Raw genomic sequence first — 18583 nt, 5'->3', positions numbered from 1 at the left:
GGTCGGGAAACCCGACCGGGGCGCTCTCGCAGGACGCCGGTGGCGAGACCGGTACGCCTGCGGGTAGGCCATGTGGGACTCGAACCCACAACCAATGGATTAAAAGTCCACTGCTCTAACCATTGAGCTAACGGCCCGTTGTTCCTCCCAGCATAGCCGGGCCGGGACCGGGGTCCGCGCCGCATCGCTGCCGGTCAGCCGTGGGAAGGGCCGGCGACGGTCGTGCGGCCCGCCGCGGCCGCGCCGCCAGCGCCCGCCTGCGCCCGCAGACGCCCGCCGGCGCCCGCCGGGCCGGATCCAGCCACCCCGACACAGAGAAACCGCAGGTCATCCGAGGACGACCTGCGGCTCTCACGGTGGGCCATGTCGGACTCGAACCGACAACCAATGGATTAAAAGTCCACTGCTCTGCCAATTGAGCTAATGGCCCGCAACCCGCAGCATAGCCCGGCGAGGGGCGCAGGTCCGAGTCTTATCGGCTGCGGATGATCTGCGCCCGGGCCGCGCCCGGACCGCACCCGGTATCAGTCGGTCCGCGTGTCGGCCCCGGGACCGGCTCCCTTGCCGGCTCCGGCCGCAGCCCCGTCGGCGGCCGGTTTGAGGAACCAGTGACGGGCGGAGACCAGCCACCAGGTGGCGGCGAAGCCGAGGACGACCAGGACGGCCACCGGCGCGTAGTTGAAGCTCTTCGCCGTGACGGGACTCACCTGCGGCAGCATGAACAGCACGGTGATCAGCGCGACCCACCCCAGCGCGAAGATCCCGATCGGCCGGCTCCAGCGCCCCAGGTGCCAGGGCCCGCGCTCGAAGGCGTCGCCCTTGCGCAGCCGCAGGAACGTCGGGATGACGTAGGCGATGTAGAGACCGATCACGGCGATCGACGTCACGGCCGCGTAGGCGGTGGGGTTGATCAGATACGGCAGGCCGAGCAGCATCGCGCCGAACGCGGCGAGCCAGACGGCGTTGGTGGGCGTCCGGGTGCGCTCGTTGATGCGGTGCCAGACCCGGGAGTACGGCAGGGCGCCGTCGCGCGAGAACGCGTAGATCATGCGGCTGTTCGCCGTGACGGACGCCATACCGCAGAAGAGCTGCGCGACGATCACGACGAGCAGCAGCGCCTTGCCGCCGGCCGCGCCGAGCCCGTCGATGAGGATCTGGGCGGGCGGGACGCCCGTGTCGCTGCCCAGGGCGCCGCTGTAGCTGTGGATGGAGAAGGTGAAGCCGAGCAGCAGCACGAAGCCGGCGACCCAGGACGTCCAGATGGACCGGACGATGCCCCGCGGTCCGGCGACGGACGCGTCATGGGTCTCCTCGGTCATGTGGGCCGAGGCGTCGTAGCCGGTGAAGGTGTACTGCGCCATCAGCAGCCCGATCAGCACCACGTAGAGGCTGCTGTTCCAGCCCGTGTTGTTGACGAACTCGGTGAAGACGAAGGACGCCGACTGGTGGCTGTCGGGGACGATCGCGAGCGCCCCGACGATGACGGCCACGCCGATCACGTGCCACCACACGCTGATGTCGTTCAGCAGGGCGACGATCCGCACCCCGAAGGTGTTGAGCACGCCGTGCAGGACGAGGATCCCGGCGAACAGGAGCATCGTGTGCCCGGGGGTGGCCGGCCAGTCGAACTGCAGCGTCAGATAGGCGTTGAGGAAGCTCGCCGCCCCGAAGTCGATGCCCGCGGTCACCGCGACCTGCCCCAGCACGTTGAACCAGCCGGTGAACCACGCCCAGGCGGCGGCACTGCGCTCGGGCGCCAGCGCCCGTGCCCAGTAGTACAGCCCGGCCGAGGTTGGATACGCGGAACAGACCTCCGCCATGGCCAGCCCGACCACGAGCGTCATCAGCCCGACGCCCACCCAGCCCCACATGATGACCGCCGGGCCACCGGTGTTCATGCCGAACATGTACAGCGTCAGACACCCGGACAGCACCGAGATGATCGTGAACGACACAGCGAAGTTCGAGAACGCCGACATCCGCCGCGCCAGCACCTGGGTGTAGCCGAGCTGGGCGAGGCGCTCCTCATCGGAACCTGCGCCGGGACCCTCGGGCGGATCCGCCTGATCCTTCTGGATTGTTGTCATGCCCCCAGCAATTCCCTTGCCGGGGGCACGACATGCACCGCGGATGTCACCGGTGTCACCGGTTCACGGGAACCGGCGGCGCCTCAGGAGATGGTCTTGTACATGGTGTAGCCCGTGCCGATCTTGGTGGGGGTCGCGAGGAAGCCGCCCTGGGCCGTCCCGTCATAGCGCCACAGGAACCCGGACGAGTCCCGGCCGATGAGATCGTTCCTGCCGTCACCGTTGAGGTCGCCGACGCCCAGGATGATGTTGTAGATCTGCCACCCGGCCGTGAGCTTGGTCCGGGCCGCCGTGAAGCCGCCCTTGCCGTTGCCGTCGAACCGCCACATCACGCCGGCCGCGTCCCGGCCCAGCAGTTCGGGAATTCCGTCCCCGGTCAGATCGCCGGGCGTCCCGAGCCAGGTGTACGCCTGCCAGCCGGTGCCGAGCTTCACCCGCGTCGCCAGGAAGCCGCCCTTGCCGTCGCCGTCATGGCGCCACATCGCACCGGTCGCGTCCCGGCCCACCAGGTCGAACGTCCCGTCGCCGTTGAGATCCCCCACGGCCATCAGGGTGTTGTAGCCCTGCCAGCCCGTGGTCAGCGTCTGGTACCCCGCGGCGGGGTTCGGCCGGCCGTAGCGGCGCAGTTCGCCCGCCGAGGTGCGCACCAGCAGGTCGTTGACGTGGTCGCCGTTGAGGTCGCCCGCCGGAATCAGGAGCGAACCGGCCGGCCAGCCACCGGTGATGACGGCGCCCCCGTAGGTGCCGCCGTTGGCACCCATGTGCATCCGGACGTCCGTCGGCGTGGCGGCACTCCGGCCGAAGAGGTCCGGCCGCCCGTCGCCGTCGTAGTCCCGCAGCACGGTCGTACTGCCGCCGAGCCGCAGCGCACCGGAGACCACCAGCGCGGGACCCGTGCCGTCCGCGGGCGGGGCGGTCAGCGTCCAGGAGTAGGCACCGTTCGGGACGGTACGGCCGGCGGCGTCCTTGCCGTCCCAGCTCGCGCCGATCTGCGTACCGCTGCGGTCGGCGCCGGTCCGGGTGGCGACCACCGCTCCGCGCACGTTCCTGACCACCAGGCTCCAGCCCGCCGACGGGCGGGACAGCTGCCAGGTGCCGTGCCAGGTGTTCACGGCCTCGTCGGTGGAGGCGGCGTCGATGTCGCCGCCGGTCCTGGCGTCGATCGAGGTCAGCGGGGAACGCGGGATCGTCACGGGCTTGATGTGCACGCGCTGCGCGGCGTCCACGTAAGCCACGTGGCCGCCGTACGCGTCGACCGTCCACGTCCGCTGCCGGTCGTCGCTGACGCCGTCGGCGATGGGCGCCAACTCCGTGGTCCTCGCCGTGCCGAGGTCGGTGAGGTAGAGCTTGCCCGCCGGGATGTCGCGCCGGACGACGAAGCCGTCCCCGAGCAGCGCCTCGCCCTGCGCGACGGCCACGTTCTTCCCGGCCGCCAGGTCCCAGACCCCGGCCTTGGCCGTGGGCTTGGCGGGGTCGCAGTTCCAGTACAGCCAGTGGGTGACGACCTGGAGCTCCTGGGGCACGCATCCGGAGCCGATGTTGACCGCGGCGGTGGTCGTCTTCGCCTTCAGGTCGTAGGAGTCGACCGTGCCGGCGACCGTGCCGGGCTTCCACAGGGTCCTGCCCCAGAGCGCCGCACCGGTGATGTCCCGGTTGAGCAGGATGCCGTTCGGCCCCGGGTTCTCGAAGTCCCCGACGTACTGCCGGCCGTTCCTGGCATTGGCGATGAAGTACTGCTCCGAGGCATCGACCAGGGATCCGATGGAAGCCGGGAGTTCGTTCATCTGCACCCGGTCCCGCGCGACCGGCGAGAGCACCTTGGTGTCGGAGGCGAAGGCGGAGCGCCCGTTGCCCCGGGCGACCAGCTGGGGGTACTCGTTGAACAGCAGGTAGTCGAGCCGGCGGTCACCGGCGACCGGACTGCCGGCCGGAGCCAGGTCGTACGAGTACAGGCCCTTCAGCGGGTTGCCGTCCGCCAGGCTCGTCACCTGGAGGCGTCCGCCGCCGAGCGACAGCCCCTCGATGCGCGCTGTCGCCGGGGGCAGCACCCGCAGGGTGGACACCACCGGCTCCGCGCCGGGCGCCGCGGTGACCTTGCGGACCGCCCAGTCCCTGGGACCGCTGCCGCCCGCGACGACAACACTTCCGTCAGGTCCGTGGGTGAGGGAGTCGCTGGTGTACCGCAGCAGCGTCTTCACCTCGCCGCCGCCGATGGGGAGGGCCTCCAGCCGGTCACCGGGCTGGTAGTCGTGCTGCTCGGGGGAGAGCTTGCGGTTGAAGACGATCCAGTCGCCGACCGTCCCGAAGTCGGCGAAGGGCGGGGAGCCGGCGGGCGGTTCGGGGAGTGTCGTGTGCACCGGCGCCGCCCCGGGCGTGGCGCGGGGAACGGTGTAGACGTCCCGCTCTCCCGGGGTGTAGCCGAGGACCTGGTCCGTGCCGAGGACGATGTTGCCGGTACCGGACCGGCCGGCGAAGACCTCCCGGACGGTCCCCTGCGCGAAATCGACGAGGAACCGGTGGAACTCGGTCGCCGAGACCCGCACGGTGAACACCGCGCCCCTGGCGTCCTGGGCGTCGGCGTACAGGGAGACGGTCCCCGCGGGCAGCCCCTCGACGACCTGGTCGGTGGTCCCGGCGTCCGTCTTCCGCAGCAGGTGCAGGATCTGCGGGTTGGCGGGGTCCCTGAAGTGCTCGATGGCCAGCGTGACCGTCGTGTTGAACAGCGGCATCCAGCGGTAGCCGACGGGCAGATCGATCGAGGTCTTCACCCGGGTGGTGAGGTCCTCCACCTGGATGGCCCGCGGAGTCTCCGTCTGGACGGCGCTCAGACCGGAGTTGATGGCTTCCACATCGGCGCGCGGAACGTCCCGGCTCTCGCCGGTGGCCGTGTCCGTCCACTGCCGGACGCTGTGCCCCTCCTGGTAGTGCAGGTAACCGCCGTCCCCGGCGGACCGGAGGTCCTCGGTCAGCGGAAGCGGGCGTACCCCCGCCGGGATGACGACCTCGGCGTCGGCCGGACCGTCCGCGGCCACTGCCGCGGGAAGGGTCAGCGCACCGAGACCGGTGGAGAGGGCGAGTGCTGTGACTGCGGCGATGCTGCCGCGGACGAGGGCCTGATGGGCCACCCGTACCTCCTGATGTTCCGAGAAGAAGGCATGGCGGCACCGCGGCGGAACGCCGCGTCGGCACAACGATGAGTGTGAAGCCCCCCGGCTTACGTCCCCCATGCAAGTCAGCGGATCCTAACAGCGGTCCCACAGTAAAGAGAAGCAAAAGAAACGGGCCCGGACGATGCGAGTGCATCGTCCGGGCCCGTTCCGTCAGGCAGGTTCAGGCCTGGTCAGTTGGCCTTCCAGCGCGGCTTGCGGTCGATCGAGCCGGTGCCGGTCTGACCCGGGCGGCTGTCACGGCGCTCGAAGGTGCGGCCGGCCGGGCGCTCGTCGCGGCGGTCGCGGTTCACGGGGCGGTCGCCGGTGCGGAAGCCGCCGCCGGTGGCCGGACGCTCTTCGCGGCGGTCACGGTTGAAGGCCGGACGGTCGGCGCCGCCGGAGCGGAAGCCGCCACCGGTGGACGGACGGTCGTCGCGGCGCTCGAAGGAACGGCCGCCGGTGGGACGGTCGCCGGTCGGGCGGTCGCCACCGGAGCGGAAGCCACCGGACGGACGGTCGTCACGACGCTCGAACGAACGGCCACCGGAGGGGCGCTCGTCACGGCGGTCACGGTTGAAGCCACCCGAGGACGGGCGCTCGTCGCGGCGCTCGAACGAACGGCCGCCGGTCGGACGGTCGCCACCGGAGCGGAAGCCACCGGAGGACGGACGGTCGTCACGGCGCTCGAACGAACGGCCACCGGTCGGGCGGTCGCCACCGGAGCGGAAGCCGCCCGAGGACGGACGGTCGTCACGACGCTCGAACGAACGGCCACCGGAGGGGCGTTCGTCACGGCGGTCACGGCCCTGGTAGCCACCGGAGCCCTGACGGTCGTCACGACGGCCGTAGTTGCCCCGGTCGTCACGGCGCTGCGGCTCGGGCTGGACCGGAATGGCCGCGATCCGGGCTGCCTCGGCAGCCGCGGCCTCGGCGATCTCCAGGGCCTTGGCGGCGACGGCCTCTTCCGGGTCCTCGCCGCGCTCGCGGGCGGAGCGCATGGTGAGGCGGTCGGCCTCCTCGCGCAGCTCGGTGGCCCGGCGCTGGAGCTTCTCCAGCTCGCGGGTCATCTCGGCGACCTCACGCTCGGCCTGGGCTGCGGCGTTCTGTACGGAGTCGGCCTGGACGTCGGTCATCGAGCGGGCGCCGGTGATCGTGGCGACCTCCTCGTCGAAGACGCCCGAGCCGCCGATGATGTGGCGCGAGGCGTCGACGCCCGCGTCCTCCATCAGACGGAAGATGGTCTTGCGCTGGTGCGGAAGCGCCAGCGACACGACCGTGCCGGACTCACCGGCGCGGGCGGTACGGCCCGAGCGGTGCAGGTAGTCCTTGTGGTCGGCGGCCGGGTCGACGTTCAGCACCAGGCCGATGCCGTCCACGTGGATACCGCGCGCGGCCACGTCGGTCGCGACGAGGACGTTGACGAGACCGCCCTTGAAGTCCTCCAGCACGCGGGTACGCGCGCCCTGGGTCATACCGCCGTGCAGCGCGTCGGCCTTGACGCCCGACTCGATGAGCTGCTCGGCGACGCGGTCGGCGCCCATCTGGGTGCGGACGAAGATGATCGTGCGGCCCTTGCGGGCCGCGATGGCGGCCGTGACCGGCGCCTTGTCCTTCGGCTTCACGACGAGCACGTGGTGGGTCATGGTGGTGACCGCGCCCTGCGCCGCGTCGACCTCGTGCGTGACCGGGTTCTTCAGGTAGCGCTTGACCAGCGAGTCGATCTCGTTCTCCAGGGTGGCGGAGAACAGCAGACGCTGGCCGCCGACCGGAACCTGGTCGAGGATCTCGGTGACCTCGGGCAGGAAGCCCATGTCGGCCATCTGGTCGGCCTCGTCGAGGACCGCGATCTGGATCTTGTCGAGCGAAGCGGCGCCACGGTTCATCAGGTCGCGCAGCCGGCCCGGGGTGGCGACGAGGATGTCGACACCGCGCTCCAGCGCGTAGATCTGGTTGGACATCGAGGTACCGCCGCAGACGACCTTCATCTTGAGGCCGAGAACGTCGCCGTACGGCTGCAGCGCGTCGGCGACCTGCATGGCGAGCTCACGGGTCGGCGTCAGGATGATGCCGCGCGGGCGCTTCTTCTCGGTGTGGCCACCGGCGAGCAGCGACAGCAGCGGGAGGCCGAAGGAGAGCGTCTTGCCGGAGCCGGTACGGCCACGGCCGAGGATGTCCTTGCCGGCCAGGGCGTCCGGGATGGTCGCGGCCTGGATCGGGAAGGGCTTGGTGACGCCGTTCTGCGCGAGCTTGCGGACGATGCCCTCGGCGAGCCCGAGCTCCCCGAAGGTGACGCCGGTGTATTCCTCTTCCTCGGCCTCTTCGGCCTCGGCGGAAACCTCTTCGGCGGAAACGTCTTCGGCGGAAGCGTCGTCACCGGCGACTGCGGCCTCGGCGGCCGTGTCGTCCTCGGTGACGGTGGTGTCGGTGGTGGTGTCGGCCTCGACGGCGTCGGTCTCGGTGGACTCGACGGTGGTGATCGCGGCCGTGGTGTCGATCGTGGTGTCGTCAGCCACGGAGTCGTCCATGGGCATGGCGGTACGGTCGGCGGTGTTAATGGGCATGCTAAAGCTGAACCTCTCGGAGACTCGGCACGCGCCAGCTCCGGGGTTCGCATACAACCGCCTCAATGCGGTCAGCAGCCTGGAGAAAAGGAACGCGCCACGCGGCGCTCTTCGGATTCGGCGCCGGGCATTAGGATCAAACGATCTACCAGCATACGCATCTCCGGGCCGATTGACCAATCGGCCCGGGAGCACGCTGCTAGGCCTCCTACTTTACACCGGATACGGCTGTTTCGCGGGGGCCGGAGGGTGATGCCGGTTACACCGGACGCACCGGAAGCACCGGAAGCACCGATGGAGCCGGTTACGCCGCCGGGGCCGACACGACGGGTGAGTCCGACGGCGAGGCCGGCGGCGTCGTGGGGGGCGCCGGGGCATCGGTGGTCGCCGAAACCGTGGCGGAAGGCGTCGGACTGGCCGCCGGCGTGGTGGGTGTGGCCCCGCCCGGCCCGGCGGACGGCTTGCCCGCACCCGGGGACGGCGCCGGCTTCACGGCCGCCGGGGCACCGCCCAGCGGCGGCACCCCGCTGACGGAGGCGGACGCGGACGGCGAACCGTTCGGCTTGGTCCGGTGCCCGCCCGGCGCCACCTTGGTGCCGTCCGGCAGCGTTCCGTCGGGCCCCGCGCCGACCCGCGCCGACGGCGAGACCCCCTGCGGCCGCGGATCGTCCCGCGAGTCCCCGGTGCTCATACAGCCGGCCGTCAGCAGGACGGCGGTGGCGGCCAGTAGGGCTCCGGCGGTCCGCGCGACGGCGCGGGATGAGGAAGGGGGCACGTGCATGCACCTCGGGGAGTCAGGACGCGGCGGGCAGGGTCTCTGGTGCCCAACGCCCGTGCCACCCCCCAGGACACGCCCGGCCCGTCACCCCACCCCGTCACCCCACCCCGTGGCCGAGCGCGGGCGGCCCGCCCGCCACGTCACCCATCACCGCCACCCGCCGCTCGTCGCCTCACCCGTAACCCAACGCGTGCAGCCGCTCGTCGTCGATGCCGAAGTGGTGGGCGATCTCGTGAACGACCGTCACCTCGGTCTCCGCGACCACGTCCGCGCGGTTGTCGCACATCCGCAGCGTCGGCCCCCGGTAGATCGTGATCCGGTCCGGCAGGACTCCGGCGTACCACTCACCGCGCTCGGTCAGGGGTGTCCCCTCGTAGAGGCCGAGCAGGTCGGGGTCCTTGGGGTCGGGCTCGTCCTCGACGAATACGGCGACGTTGTCCATCAGCCGTGTCAGCTCGGCCGGAATCCGGTCGAGCGCTTCGCCGACCAGTTCCTCGAACTCCTCGCGCGTCATCTCCAGCACCCGCCCATTGTCGGTCATGGGCGGCGCTTTCCCCCGGCGTACGGCATCACTTCCGGGCACCCCCTCACCCCGCCCTTCACCCCGTCCCGCACCCGGGCCCGACCGCCCCCGCGACCGGCCGGTAAACCGTTTTGGCGATACCCGGCGGCATCCCATATGCTTCTCTCGTCCCCGACGGCGCCGACAAGCGCCCAAGGCGGGCCAATTAGCCCTCATCGTCTAGTGGCCCAGGACGCCGCCCTTTCAAGGCGGTAGCACGGGTTCGAATCCCGTTGGGGGTACGCTTTACCGTGTGTGAGACTCGTCTTACACATAGCTAGGTCCTGTGGAGCAGTTTGGAGTGCTCGCCACCCTGTCAAGGTGGAGGCCGCGGGTTCAAATCCCGTCAGGACCGCTGCGGCTGGGTAGCTCAGTTGGTACGAGCGACCGCCTGAAAAGCGGTAGGTCGCCGGTTCGACCCCGGCCCCAGCCACCGCACGACGAAGGCCCCGTCTCCGGACGGGGCCTTCGTCGTTCCCCCAACAGGGTCCGCCCGGCCGTTCCTCGCTGTCCGATGCGTCACACTCCCCCGACCCGGACCCCCGCCCCGCGCCCCCGTCGATCCCCCGTCGATCCCCCGTCGTTCAGGCCCGGATTCAACGACTTTTGGCGGATCTCCCGCCCCGGCCGCGCGCCGCCCCCGGTCCGGTACGGGTCGAGCCCCGCTCGCACCGCGGCGAAATGATTCGCGGACTCTTCCGGCCGGGTGAGATCCTGGGGGCCGTATGTCTACGCAGCCTGCTTCCGCCTCCAGTGCCGCCGGCCAGCCCGGCCCCGCCACCCTCGCCGACCTGGGATCCCGTCTCTCCGCACTGTCGCTCCGCGACGAAGTGCGGCTCGGCCGCCGTCTTGAAGGCGCCCGCCGGATCCGCAAGACCGAAGCCCGCGCGACGGTGCTGGCGGAGATCGCCGGCCAGATCGAGCAGGGTGAGGCGCGTGTGGCACGCCGGCGCGCCGCCGTGCCGAAGATCAGCTACCCCGAACAGCTGCCGGTCAGCCAGAAGAAGGACGAGATCCTGGCGGCCGTCCGCGATCACCAGGTCGTGATCGTCGCGGGTGAGACGGGCTCGGGCAAGACCACCCAGATCCCCAAGATCTGTCTGGAACTGGGGCGCGGGGTGCGGGGCCTGATCGGCCATACCCAGCCCCGCCGGATCGCCGCCCGCACCGTCGCGGACCGGATCGCGGAGGAGCTGGACACCCCGCTCGGCGAGGCCGTCGGCTGGAAGGTCCGCTTCACCGACCAGGTCGGCGACCGCACCCTGGTCAAGCTGATGACCGACGGCATCATGCTCGCGGAGATCCAGACCGACCGCGAACTGCTGCAGTACGACACGATCATCATCGACGAGGCGCACGAGCGCAGCCTCAACATCGACTTCATCCTGGGCTACCTCGCCCAGCTGCTCCCGCGCCGCCCCGACCTCAAGGTGATCATCACCTCGGCCACCATCGACCCGGCGCGCTTCTCCCGGCACTTCGGGGACGCCCCGGTCGTCGAGGTGAGCGGGCGGACGTTCCCGGTGGAGGTCCGCTACCGGCCGCTGCTCGCCGAAGAGGGCGATGACGACGACCGCGACCAGGTCACCGCGATCTGCGACGCGGCCGAGGAGCTCCAGCGCGAGGGCCCCGGCGACATCCTGGTCTTCCTGTCCGGCGAACGGGAGATCCGCGACACCGCGGACGCCCTCAACAAGCTGAACCTGCGCTCCACCGAGGTGCTGCCGCTGTACGCCCGGCTCTCCTCGGCCGAGCAGCACCGGGTCTTCCAGAAGCACGCCGGCCGCCGCATCGTGCTGGCCACGAACGTCGCCGAGACGTCCCTGACCGTGCCCGGCATCCGGTACGTGATCGACCCGGGCAATGCCCGTATCTCCCGCTACAGCCACCGCACCAAGGTCCAGCGGCTGCCGATCGAGGCGATCTCGCAGGCCAGCGCCAACCAGCGCAAGGGCCGTTGCGGGCGTACCTCGGACGGCATCTGCGTACGGCTGTACTCCGAGGAGGACTTCGAGTCCCGCCCGGAGTTCACCGACGCGGAGATCCTGCGCACCAACCTGGCGTCCGTCATCCTGCAGATGACGGCGGCCGGGCTGGGCGACATCGCCAAGTTCCCCTTCATCGACCCGCCGGACAGCCGGCACATCAAGGACGGCGTCCAGCTCCTGGAGGAGCTCGGCGCGCTCGATCCGAAGGAGAAGGACCACCAGAAGCGGCTGACGCCGCTGGGCCGCAAGCTGGCCCAGCTGCCCGTCGACCCGCGGCTCGCCCGGATGGTGCTGGAGGCCGACCGCAACGGCTGTGTCCGTGAGGTCATGGTGATCGCGGCCGCGCTGTCGATCCAGGACCCGCGCGAGCGGCCCGCGGAGAAGAAGCAGCAGTCGGACGAGAAGCACCGCCGGTTCGCCGACGAGACCAGCGACTTCCTGGCGTATCTGAATCTGTGGCGCTATGTGCGCGAGCAGCAGAAGGAGCTGTCGTCCTCGGCCTTCCGCCGGATGTGCCGGTCGGAGTTCCTGAACTATCTGCGGATCCGCGAGTGGCAGGACATCTACAGCCAGCTGCGCTCGGTCGCCAAGACCATGGGCATCCAGCTGGAGGAGAAGGAGAGCGACGCCGCTCCCGACTCGCAGCGGCTGCACACCTCGCTGCTGGCGGGGCTGCTGTCGCACCTGGGGCTGAAGGACACCGACAAGAACGAGTACCTGGGCGCCCGCAGCGCCAAGTTCGCGATCTTCCCCGGCTCGGCGCTGTTCAAGAAGCCGCCGCGCTGGATCATGTCGGCCGAGCTGGTGGAGACCTCGCGGCTGTGGGCGCGGGTCAACGCGAAGATCGAACCGGAGTGGGTCGAGCCGCTCGCGCAGCATCTGGTGAAGCGCACCTACAGCGAGCCCCACTGGGAAAAAGATCAAGCCGCGGTGATGGCGTTCGAGCGGGTGACGCTGTACGGCGTGCCGATCGTCGCGCAGCGCAAGGTGAATTACGGACGGATCGACGCGGAGGTCTCCCGGGACCTGTTCATCCGCAACGCGCTGGTCGAGGGCGACTGGCGTACGCATCATCAGTTCTTCCAGGACAACCGCAAGCTGCTCGGTGAGGTCGAGGAGCTCGAACACCGGGCCCGCCGCCGGGACATCATGGTCGACGACGAGACGCTCTTCGACTTCTACGATCAGAAGCTGCCACAAGACGTCGTATCCGGCGCCCACTTCGACTCGTGGTGGAAGCAGAAGCGGCGGGACGAACCCGAACTGCTCAACTTCGAGCAGTCGATGCTGATCAACGAGGCGGCCCAGACCGTCACCAAGGACGACTACCCGGACTCCTGGCGCCAGGGCCGGCTCAAGTTCAAGGTGACGTACCAGTTCGAGCCGGGCGCGGACGCCGACGGCGTGACCGTCCACATCCCGCTCCAGGTCCTCAACCAGGTCGTCCCCGACGGCTTCGACTGGCAGATCCCGGGCCTGCGCGAAGAGGTCGTCACCGAACTGATCCGCTCCCTCCCCAAGCCGATCCGCCGGCACTACGTCCCCGCGCCGAACTACGCGAAGGCGTTCCTGGACCGGGTGGTGCCCGTCCAGGAGCCGCTGCCCGACACGCTCGCCCGCGAGCTGCAGCGGATGGTCGGCGTCCGGATGGACGTCGAGGACTTCGACCTCGGCAAGGTCCCCGACCACCTCAAGATCACCTTCCGGGTGACCGACGAGCGCGGCCGCAAGCTCGCCGAGGACAAGGACCTGGAGGCGCTCACGCTGCGGCTGAAGCCGAAGACGCGTGAGGTGATCTCCAAGGCCGCCGACGCCATCGGCATCGAGCAGCGCACCGGTCTGACGCAGTGGACCATCGGGAGCCTGCCGCGCACCTTCGAGACCCGGCGGGGCGGCCACCCCGTGAAGGCGTTCCCCGCGCTCGTCGACGAGGGCGCGAGCGTCGCCGTGCGGCTCTTCGACACCGAGGCCGAGCAGAGCGCGGCGATGTGGCGCGGCACCCGCCGGCTGATCCTGCTCAACATCCCCTCGAACCCGTCGAAGTTCGCCCAGGGCCAGCTGAACAACGAGGCCAAGCTGGCGCTCTCGCGCAATCCGCACGGCAGCATCCAGGCGCTCTTCGACGACTGTGTGACCGCCGCCGCCGACAAGCTGATCGCCGACCACGGCGGGCCGGCCTGGGACGAGGAATCGTTCCGCAAGCTCTTCGACAAGGTGCGCACCGACCTGGTCGACGTGACCGTGAAGACGGTGGCCCGGGTCCAGCAGGTGCTGGCCGCCTGGCAGGCCTGTGAGCGCCGCCTGAAGGCCACCACGAGCCTGGTGCTGGTCGCCAACCTCACGGACGTCAGGGAGCAGCTGGCGGCCCTCGTGCCGGCCGGCTTCGTCACGGCCACCGGGCTGCGGCGGCTGCCGGACCTCATGCGGTACCTGGTGGCGGTCGACCGCCGGCTGCAGCAGATGCCCACCAACGTCCAGCGGGACACCATGCGCATGGAGAAGGTCCTGGAGATCCAGCGCGAGTACGCGGAGCTGCTGGCGTCCCGGCCGGCCGGGCGCCCGGTTCCGGACAAGGTTCGGGACATTCGCTGGCTGATCGAGGAACTGCGGGTGAGTTACTTCGCGCACGCGCTGGGCACCTCGCAGCCGGTCTCCGACAAGCGGATCTTCAAGGTGCTGGACGAGGCCTGGGGCTGACGGCCCCGGGCGCGGGGACCGGCGCGGGCCGGTCCCGGGGGCGGTCGCCGGGGGGCCGTGGCCCGGTCCGCGGCCCTGCCGCCGAACGGGTTCGACCCCACCCCCTGACCTGCTGTACAGTCTCTCTCGCAGCGCAGGAAGGTTCAGCGCCGCAAAGCCTGGTCCTGTGGAGCAGCTTGGAGTGCTCGCCACCCTGTCAAGGTGGAGGCCGCGGGTTCAAATCCCGTCAGGACCGCATCATCGAAAGGCCCGGATCCCTTGTGGATCCGGGCCTTTCGCGTTGCCACCGGTCCGCGTCGCTCCCCGTTCCCCCCTGCGGCCGGTGCTGTGCGCCGTCTTGACGGGTCCCGGCGGCCGCCGGTACGTCTTCGGTATGACGCCGACTCCCAGGCACGAGACGAGGGCGCTGCTGCGCGCCCACCTGGCGGCCGCTTCAGGGAGCAGGCACCTCACCCGACACTGCGTCACCTGCCACCGCCTGTTGCGACTTGCGCTCCTGAAGCCCGATTCCCCATTACCGCAAGGATCTGAGCAGCCACAAGACCCGTGCGTGTGACGGGCGTCACTCAAAGATTTCCAAGACGTGGGGAACTCGACCCCCTTCTGGGGGGTGTCAATTTAATATGTGCAATTGCACCTGTGCCCGATCTGCCCGCGATGCGCAGCGGTCGGCGGCGACAGGTCCGTGCAAGATGCCCACAAGACTGCACAGCGGACCCCACAGAGGCGCTCGTACGGCCGGCCGCACCGGGCGGCGCAACTGCCCCCGAAAGCCCCGCAACGTCCCGCAACGTCCGCTCGGCACCCCCCGTGGCGCCCCTCAAGGGCCCCTGGGAGCACAAAAAAGATCGCATCGGACCCGGCGGAGTCCGATGCGACCTTCTGTGTCCGTGTGGCGTCCCCGATGGGGGCAGGGAGCCCGTGGAGCGGTGGAGCAGGTGACTTATGGGGTGGGGGCCCCATAAGACGGCCCTAAAGGGCATGTAAGGGCTAGTCAGGCCTCGCTGCGCTGCTGCGGAATGCCCGCCAGAAGTGCGCGGACCTCCGCCTCGCGGTAGCGGCGGTGCCCGCCGAGCGTGCGGATGGACGTGAGCTTCCCAGCCTTGGCCCACCGTGTGACCGTCTTCGGGTCCACGCGGAACATCGTGGCGACCTCAGCGGGGGTCAGCAGCGGCTCGGCATCAGGGGTGCGAGCGGTCATGAGCGGCCTCCTCGAGAGAACCGAACCAGCGCGGTTCTTCCTCTAAATTCTGCACCTTGACCCGTGTTGCCCGAAATGGCGGACGCGGGCCGAGTCGGTAATAGGACGAACGGCTTGTCCTCGGCACTACAACTACACCATCCGTCCAGCCTCGTCGGCCAAACCGATGGAATTGCCCTCTCAGGGGTTCAAGCTCTACGGAAGCCGATGGACCATGCCATAACGGACAGTCACTCCGGAGTGACGATCAGTCACAGCTGGATCACCAGCCCCATCCCCACCCTCAAGATATGCAATACCGGACAATCCGCCCATTGCTGGACGGAACAAGCTCTTCCATGACTCGTTGTCCCATATTGGCACGACCGGTAGGGATGTCCGCAAGAGTCCAGTTACGTGCTCTCCGTCACGCTTGAGCCAATAGCCCGGATCGGGACCAACGTCCCCGGCCCTCCGGCGGCGTGTCGGCAGCCGCCGGCGCGCTGTCGGCGTCAGCTCGCGAACTGCAGCTCGCGGATGGTCCGCCAGCGCTCGGTGAGCCGCTCGTACGCCTCGGAGGCGGCCGCTCCCGACCCGTCCTTGAGCGCGGCGAGACCCTCGGCCACATCGGCGGCCGACCGGTCCTCCGCGAGATCCGCCTCGGGGATCGCGTGCACCAGGCCGCCGTAGTCCAGTTCGACCATGGAGCGCGGGTGGAACTCCTCCAGCCAGCGGCCCACGTCGATCAGGCCGTCGATCAGCGGGCCCTCCTCCAGCGCGTCCTTGAGCACCCGCAGCCCGCGCGCCACCCGGCGGCGGGCCTGCACCATCGGCGTCCGGTACCGCATCAGCGGCTCCTTGGACTCGCCGAGCCCGGCCGGCTCGTACTCGCGCTCGTCATCGCCGAACAGGGCGAACCAGCGGACCGGTACGTGCCAGGTCGCGGAGCGGATCCACGGCCGGGCGTCCGGGTTGCGCTCCCGCCACGCCTCGTGGTCCGCCTCCGCCTGGGCGCGCACCACGGCGGGCAGCACCGCGTCCAGCACGATCTCCGGAAGCTGGTCGGCGAGGGCGTCCAGCGCCAGCCAGCCGCGCAGCCGGGTACGCCAGGGGCAGATGTGCGTCACGCCGTTGACGACGGCCACGAAGGCGTCGCGGCTCTCGTGCACCGGGACCGCCACCGGCGGGACGGGCAGCAGGTCGGCCAGCGACTGCCGCAGTTCGTCCTGTGCGGTCCGCACCTCGCCCGCGGCCGCATACCGGTACCAGTGGGTGCGTTCGGGCTCGGGGAACGCCGCCAGCGGCTCGTAGACCCGCAGATAGGCCGCGTACGGGACCAGCACCGATGACAAGCCCACACCTGCTCCCTCGTGACCGGCTCTCACCCGAATCGTCCCACGCTCCGGCCCGCGGTGGGGGTGATCCACAGCACTGTGCCCGTCCGGGCGGCCGACGCCGGGCGCGGGGTCCTCCGGAGTGTCGTTCCGCACGGCTCCGGAACGCCCTCGTCCACTTTTTTCCGCGCTCCTTCCGCGCTCCTTCCGCGTTCGTTCAGACTGCCTTCCGGCGGCCGCGGCCCGCTACGGCGCGGCCCGGGGCGGTGCTCGGGAGGACGTACCGTGCGCAGCGGAGGCCGTCGGCGCTCACCCGGTCGGGCCCTACGGCCGTACGGGCCGCCTGCGGGCAATACGCTTGCGCCAACCGGCCCTCCCCACCCGCACGGAGGGCAACCTCTGGACTGCAGGAGTCACCACCGTGACCGACGTTCTTCAGACTTCCAGCGTCGTCTCCAAACTGTTCCGGTCGGAACAGGGCGGACACGAGCAAGTCGTCTTCTGCCAGGACCGTGCCAGCGGCCTCAAGGCCGTCATCGCGCTCCACTCCACCGCCCTGGGCCCGGCCCTCGGCGGTACCCGCTTCTACGACTACGCGACCGACGAAGAGGCCGCGCTCGACGCCCTCAACCTCTCCCGCGGCATGTCGTACAAGAACGCTCTGGCCGGCCTCGACCACGGTGGCGGCAAGGCCGTGATCATCGGTGATCCGGAAGCGATCAAGAGCGAAGAACTCCTGCTCGCCTATGGCCGTTTCGTGGCCTCGCTCGGCGGCCGCTACGTCACCGCCTGCGATGTCGGCACCTACGTGGCCGACATGGACGTCGTCGCCCGCGAGAACCGCTGGACGACCGGCCGCTCCCCCGAGAACGGCGGCGCGGGCGACTCGTCCGTGCTGACCGCCTTCGGCGTCTTCCAGGGCATGCGCGCCGCCGCCCGCAGCCAGTGGGGCGAGCCCACGCTGCGCGGCCGCCGGGTCGGCATCGCCGGCGTCGGCAAGGTCGGCCACCACCTGGTGGAGCACCTGATCGAGGACGGTGCCGAGGTCGTGATCACCGACGTCCGCGCCGACGCCGTCGACCGGATCCGCGCCCGCCACCCGCAGATCAGCGCCGTCTCCGACGCCGATGTCCTGATCCGGACCCCGCTCGACGTCTACGCGCCCTGCGCGCTCGGCGGCGCGCTGAACGACGAGACCGTGCCGGCCCTCACCGCCACCATCGTGTGCGGCGCGGCCAACAACCAGCTCGCCCACCCGGGCGTCGAGAAGGACCTCGCCGACCGCGGGATCCTCTACGCGCCCGACTACGTGGTGAACGCCGGTGGCGTGATCCAGGTCGCGGATGAGCTGCACGGCTTCGACTTCGACCGGGCCAAGACCAAGGCGACGAAGATTTTCGACACCACCGCCGCCATTTTCGACCGCGCGCGGACCGACGGCATTCCGCCGGCCGCCGCCGCGGACCGGCTGGCCGAGCAGCGCATCGCCGACCGGACCGCGGCCGCCGACTGGCTGCGTCCCGAGGCAGGCTGATTTCAGCCACTTACCCGCCGGTCACCCGCCGCTCACCTGCTGTGCGGCGGGCGGTCGCCTGTCCGAGGGCAGGCGACCGCCCGCCGATCTCCCCCCGGCACGGCCCGGTGGGCCACCCCCTGACGCGGTGGGTGACCGAACGCACGACGCGATAGCAAGTTCGCGCTAGAACCGGGTAAAATCACGGCTGACCAGCCAGGACAGGGCCCACTTCGGCTCCCGCTCCGACGCGCGTCGTGCGGGCGACGTACCGTGCGGCTCCGGAAGCAGGTACCGTTGAGGGCCTACGGACCGGTCTCTCCCCGGAGAGACCGCTCCGATTCATGAACGCGTGTCAAGACTCGGGGCCATCGAGCCCCGCCGTTGAGGGGGTCGAGCCATGGGGCGCGGCCGGGCCAAGGCCAAGCAGACGAAGGTCGCCCGCCAGCTGAAGTACAACAGCGGCGGTACAGATCTGACACGTCTGGCCGACGAGCTGGGCGCATCGTCACCACTTCCGGTACTTCCGCCGGAGCCTGTTGTGGACGATGACGACGAGAACGACGACGACGATCCGTACGCACAGTACGCGAGTCGTTACAACGATGATGACGACGACGAGGACTCCGAGCCCTCGCCGCAACGTCGTCACTCTTGACGCTGCACTTCTACAGACCCGGTCCGGGGCCCGCCCCGGACCGGGTTTCGTCATGGCCCAGGGCGCCTAGGGCCTG

11 protein-coding genes and 6 tRNA genes are annotated in these 18583 nt (G+C 70.2%); 8 read left to right on the top strand and 9 right to left on the bottom strand.

Annotation, left to right across the window (positions count from 1 at the left end; genetic code table 11):
* Nucleotides 1–64: 64 nt before the first annotated feature.
* The 7 genes from LNW73_RS17715 to LNW73_RS17685 all read right to left on the bottom strand — a co-directional run bounded on the left by LNW73_RS17715 (nt 65) and on the right by LNW73_RS17685 (nt 9098).
* A tRNA-Lys gene (locus tag LNW73_RS17715) sits at nt 65–137 on the bottom strand.
* Nucleotides 138–357: 220 nt separating this feature from the next.
* Nucleotides 358–430, bottom strand: a tRNA-Lys gene (locus LNW73_RS17710).
* A gap of 94 nt (nt 431–524) precedes the next feature.
* Nucleotides 525–2087: an amino acid permease gene (locus LNW73_RS17705; RefSeq protein WP_250990568.1), complete on the bottom strand. Its 1563-nt coding sequence runs from the start codon at nt 2085–2087 to the stop codon at nt 525–527.
* Nucleotides 2088–2170: 83 nt separating this feature from the next.
* Nucleotides 2171–5212, bottom strand: coding sequence for an FG-GAP-like repeat-containing protein (locus tag LNW73_RS36395; RefSeq protein ID WP_250990567.1), 3042 nt, complete (start codon nt 5210–5212; stop codon nt 2171–2173).
* Between the two features lie 215 nt (nt 5213–5427).
* Nucleotides 5428–7797 (bottom strand): DEAD/DEAH box helicase, encoded by a 2370-nt coding sequence (locus LNW73_RS17695; protein ID WP_250990566.1) that lies wholly within the window; start codon nt 7795–7797, stop codon nt 5428–5430.
* A 304-nt stretch (nt 7798–8101) separates the two neighbouring features.
* Nucleotides 8102–8572: a hypothetical protein gene (locus tag LNW73_RS17690; RefSeq protein WP_250990565.1), complete on the bottom strand. Its 471-nt coding sequence runs from the start codon at nt 8570–8572 to the stop codon at nt 8102–8104.
* A 175-nt stretch (nt 8573–8747) separates the two neighbouring features.
* Nucleotides 8748–9098, bottom strand: a complete 351-nt coding sequence (locus LNW73_RS17685) for a metallopeptidase family protein (protein ID WP_187145304.1) — start codon at nt 9096–9098, stop codon at nt 8748–8750.
* A 208-nt stretch (nt 9099–9306) separates the two neighbouring features.
* Between LNW73_RS17685 and LNW73_RS17680 the strand changes: the two genes are divergently transcribed.
* From LNW73_RS17680 to LNW73_RS17655, 6 genes are all read left to right on the top strand, one after another.
* Nucleotides 9307–9379: transfer RNA gene (locus LNW73_RS17680), tRNA-Glu, on the top strand.
* 38 nt (nt 9380–9417) lie between these two features.
* Nucleotides 9418–9492 (top strand) — tRNA-Asp (locus LNW73_RS17675).
* A 4-nt stretch (nt 9493–9496) separates the two neighbouring features.
* Nucleotides 9497–9570 (top strand) — tRNA-Phe (locus tag LNW73_RS17670).
* Between the two features lie 292 nt (nt 9571–9862).
* Nucleotides 9863–13822 carry an ATP-dependent RNA helicase HrpA gene (hrpA, locus tag LNW73_RS17665; protein ID WP_250976530.1) on the top strand — a complete coding sequence of 1320 codons (3960 nt, stop codon included), beginning with the start codon at nt 9863–9865 and terminating at the stop codon, nt 13820–13822.
* A gap of 160 nt (nt 13823–13982) precedes the next feature.
* Nucleotides 13983–14057: transfer RNA gene (locus LNW73_RS17660), tRNA-Asp, on the top strand.
* 138 nt (nt 14058–14195) lie between these two features.
* Nucleotides 14196–14378 carry a DUF6274 family protein gene (locus LNW73_RS17655; RefSeq protein ID WP_250976531.1) on the top strand — a complete coding sequence of 61 codons (183 nt, stop codon included), beginning with the start codon at nt 14196–14198 and terminating at the stop codon, nt 14376–14378.
* Between the two features lie 438 nt (nt 14379–14816).
* On the opposite strand, the gene bldC is transcribed toward LNW73_RS17655, so the two are convergent.
* Both bldC and LNW73_RS17645 read right to left on the bottom strand, forming a co-directional pair.
* Nucleotides 14817–15023: a developmental transcriptional regulator BldC gene (gene bldC / locus LNW73_RS17650; RefSeq protein WP_003949541.1), complete on the bottom strand. Its 207-nt coding sequence runs from the start codon at nt 15021–15023 to the stop codon at nt 14817–14819.
* 491 nt (nt 15024–15514) lie between these two features.
* A complete protein-coding gene (locus tag LNW73_RS17645; RefSeq protein ID WP_250976532.1) occupies nt 15515–16360 on the bottom strand; it encodes a hypothetical protein in 846 nt (281 codons plus the stop codon).
* A gap of 397 nt (nt 16361–16757) precedes the next feature.
* Between LNW73_RS17645 and LNW73_RS17640 the strand changes: the two genes are divergently transcribed.
* Nucleotides 16758–17870, top strand: a complete 1113-nt coding sequence (locus tag LNW73_RS17640; protein WP_250976533.1) for a Leu/Phe/Val dehydrogenase — start codon at nt 16758–16760, stop codon at nt 17868–17870.
* Nucleotides 17871–18249: 379 nt separating this feature from the next.
* Nucleotides 18250–18507 (top strand): DUF3073 domain-containing protein, encoded by a 258-nt coding sequence (locus LNW73_RS17635; RefSeq protein ID WP_138355816.1) that lies wholly within the window; start codon nt 18250–18252, stop codon nt 18505–18507.
* Nucleotides 18508–18583 lie beyond the last annotated feature (76 nt).

The organism is Streptomyces sp. RKAG337 (genome assembly GCF_023701715.1).
Classification (GTDB): domain Bacteria; phylum Actinomycetota; class Actinomycetes; order Streptomycetales; family Streptomycetaceae; genus Actinacidiphila.
This window is presented reverse-complemented; position numbering and strand designations above follow the sequence as displayed.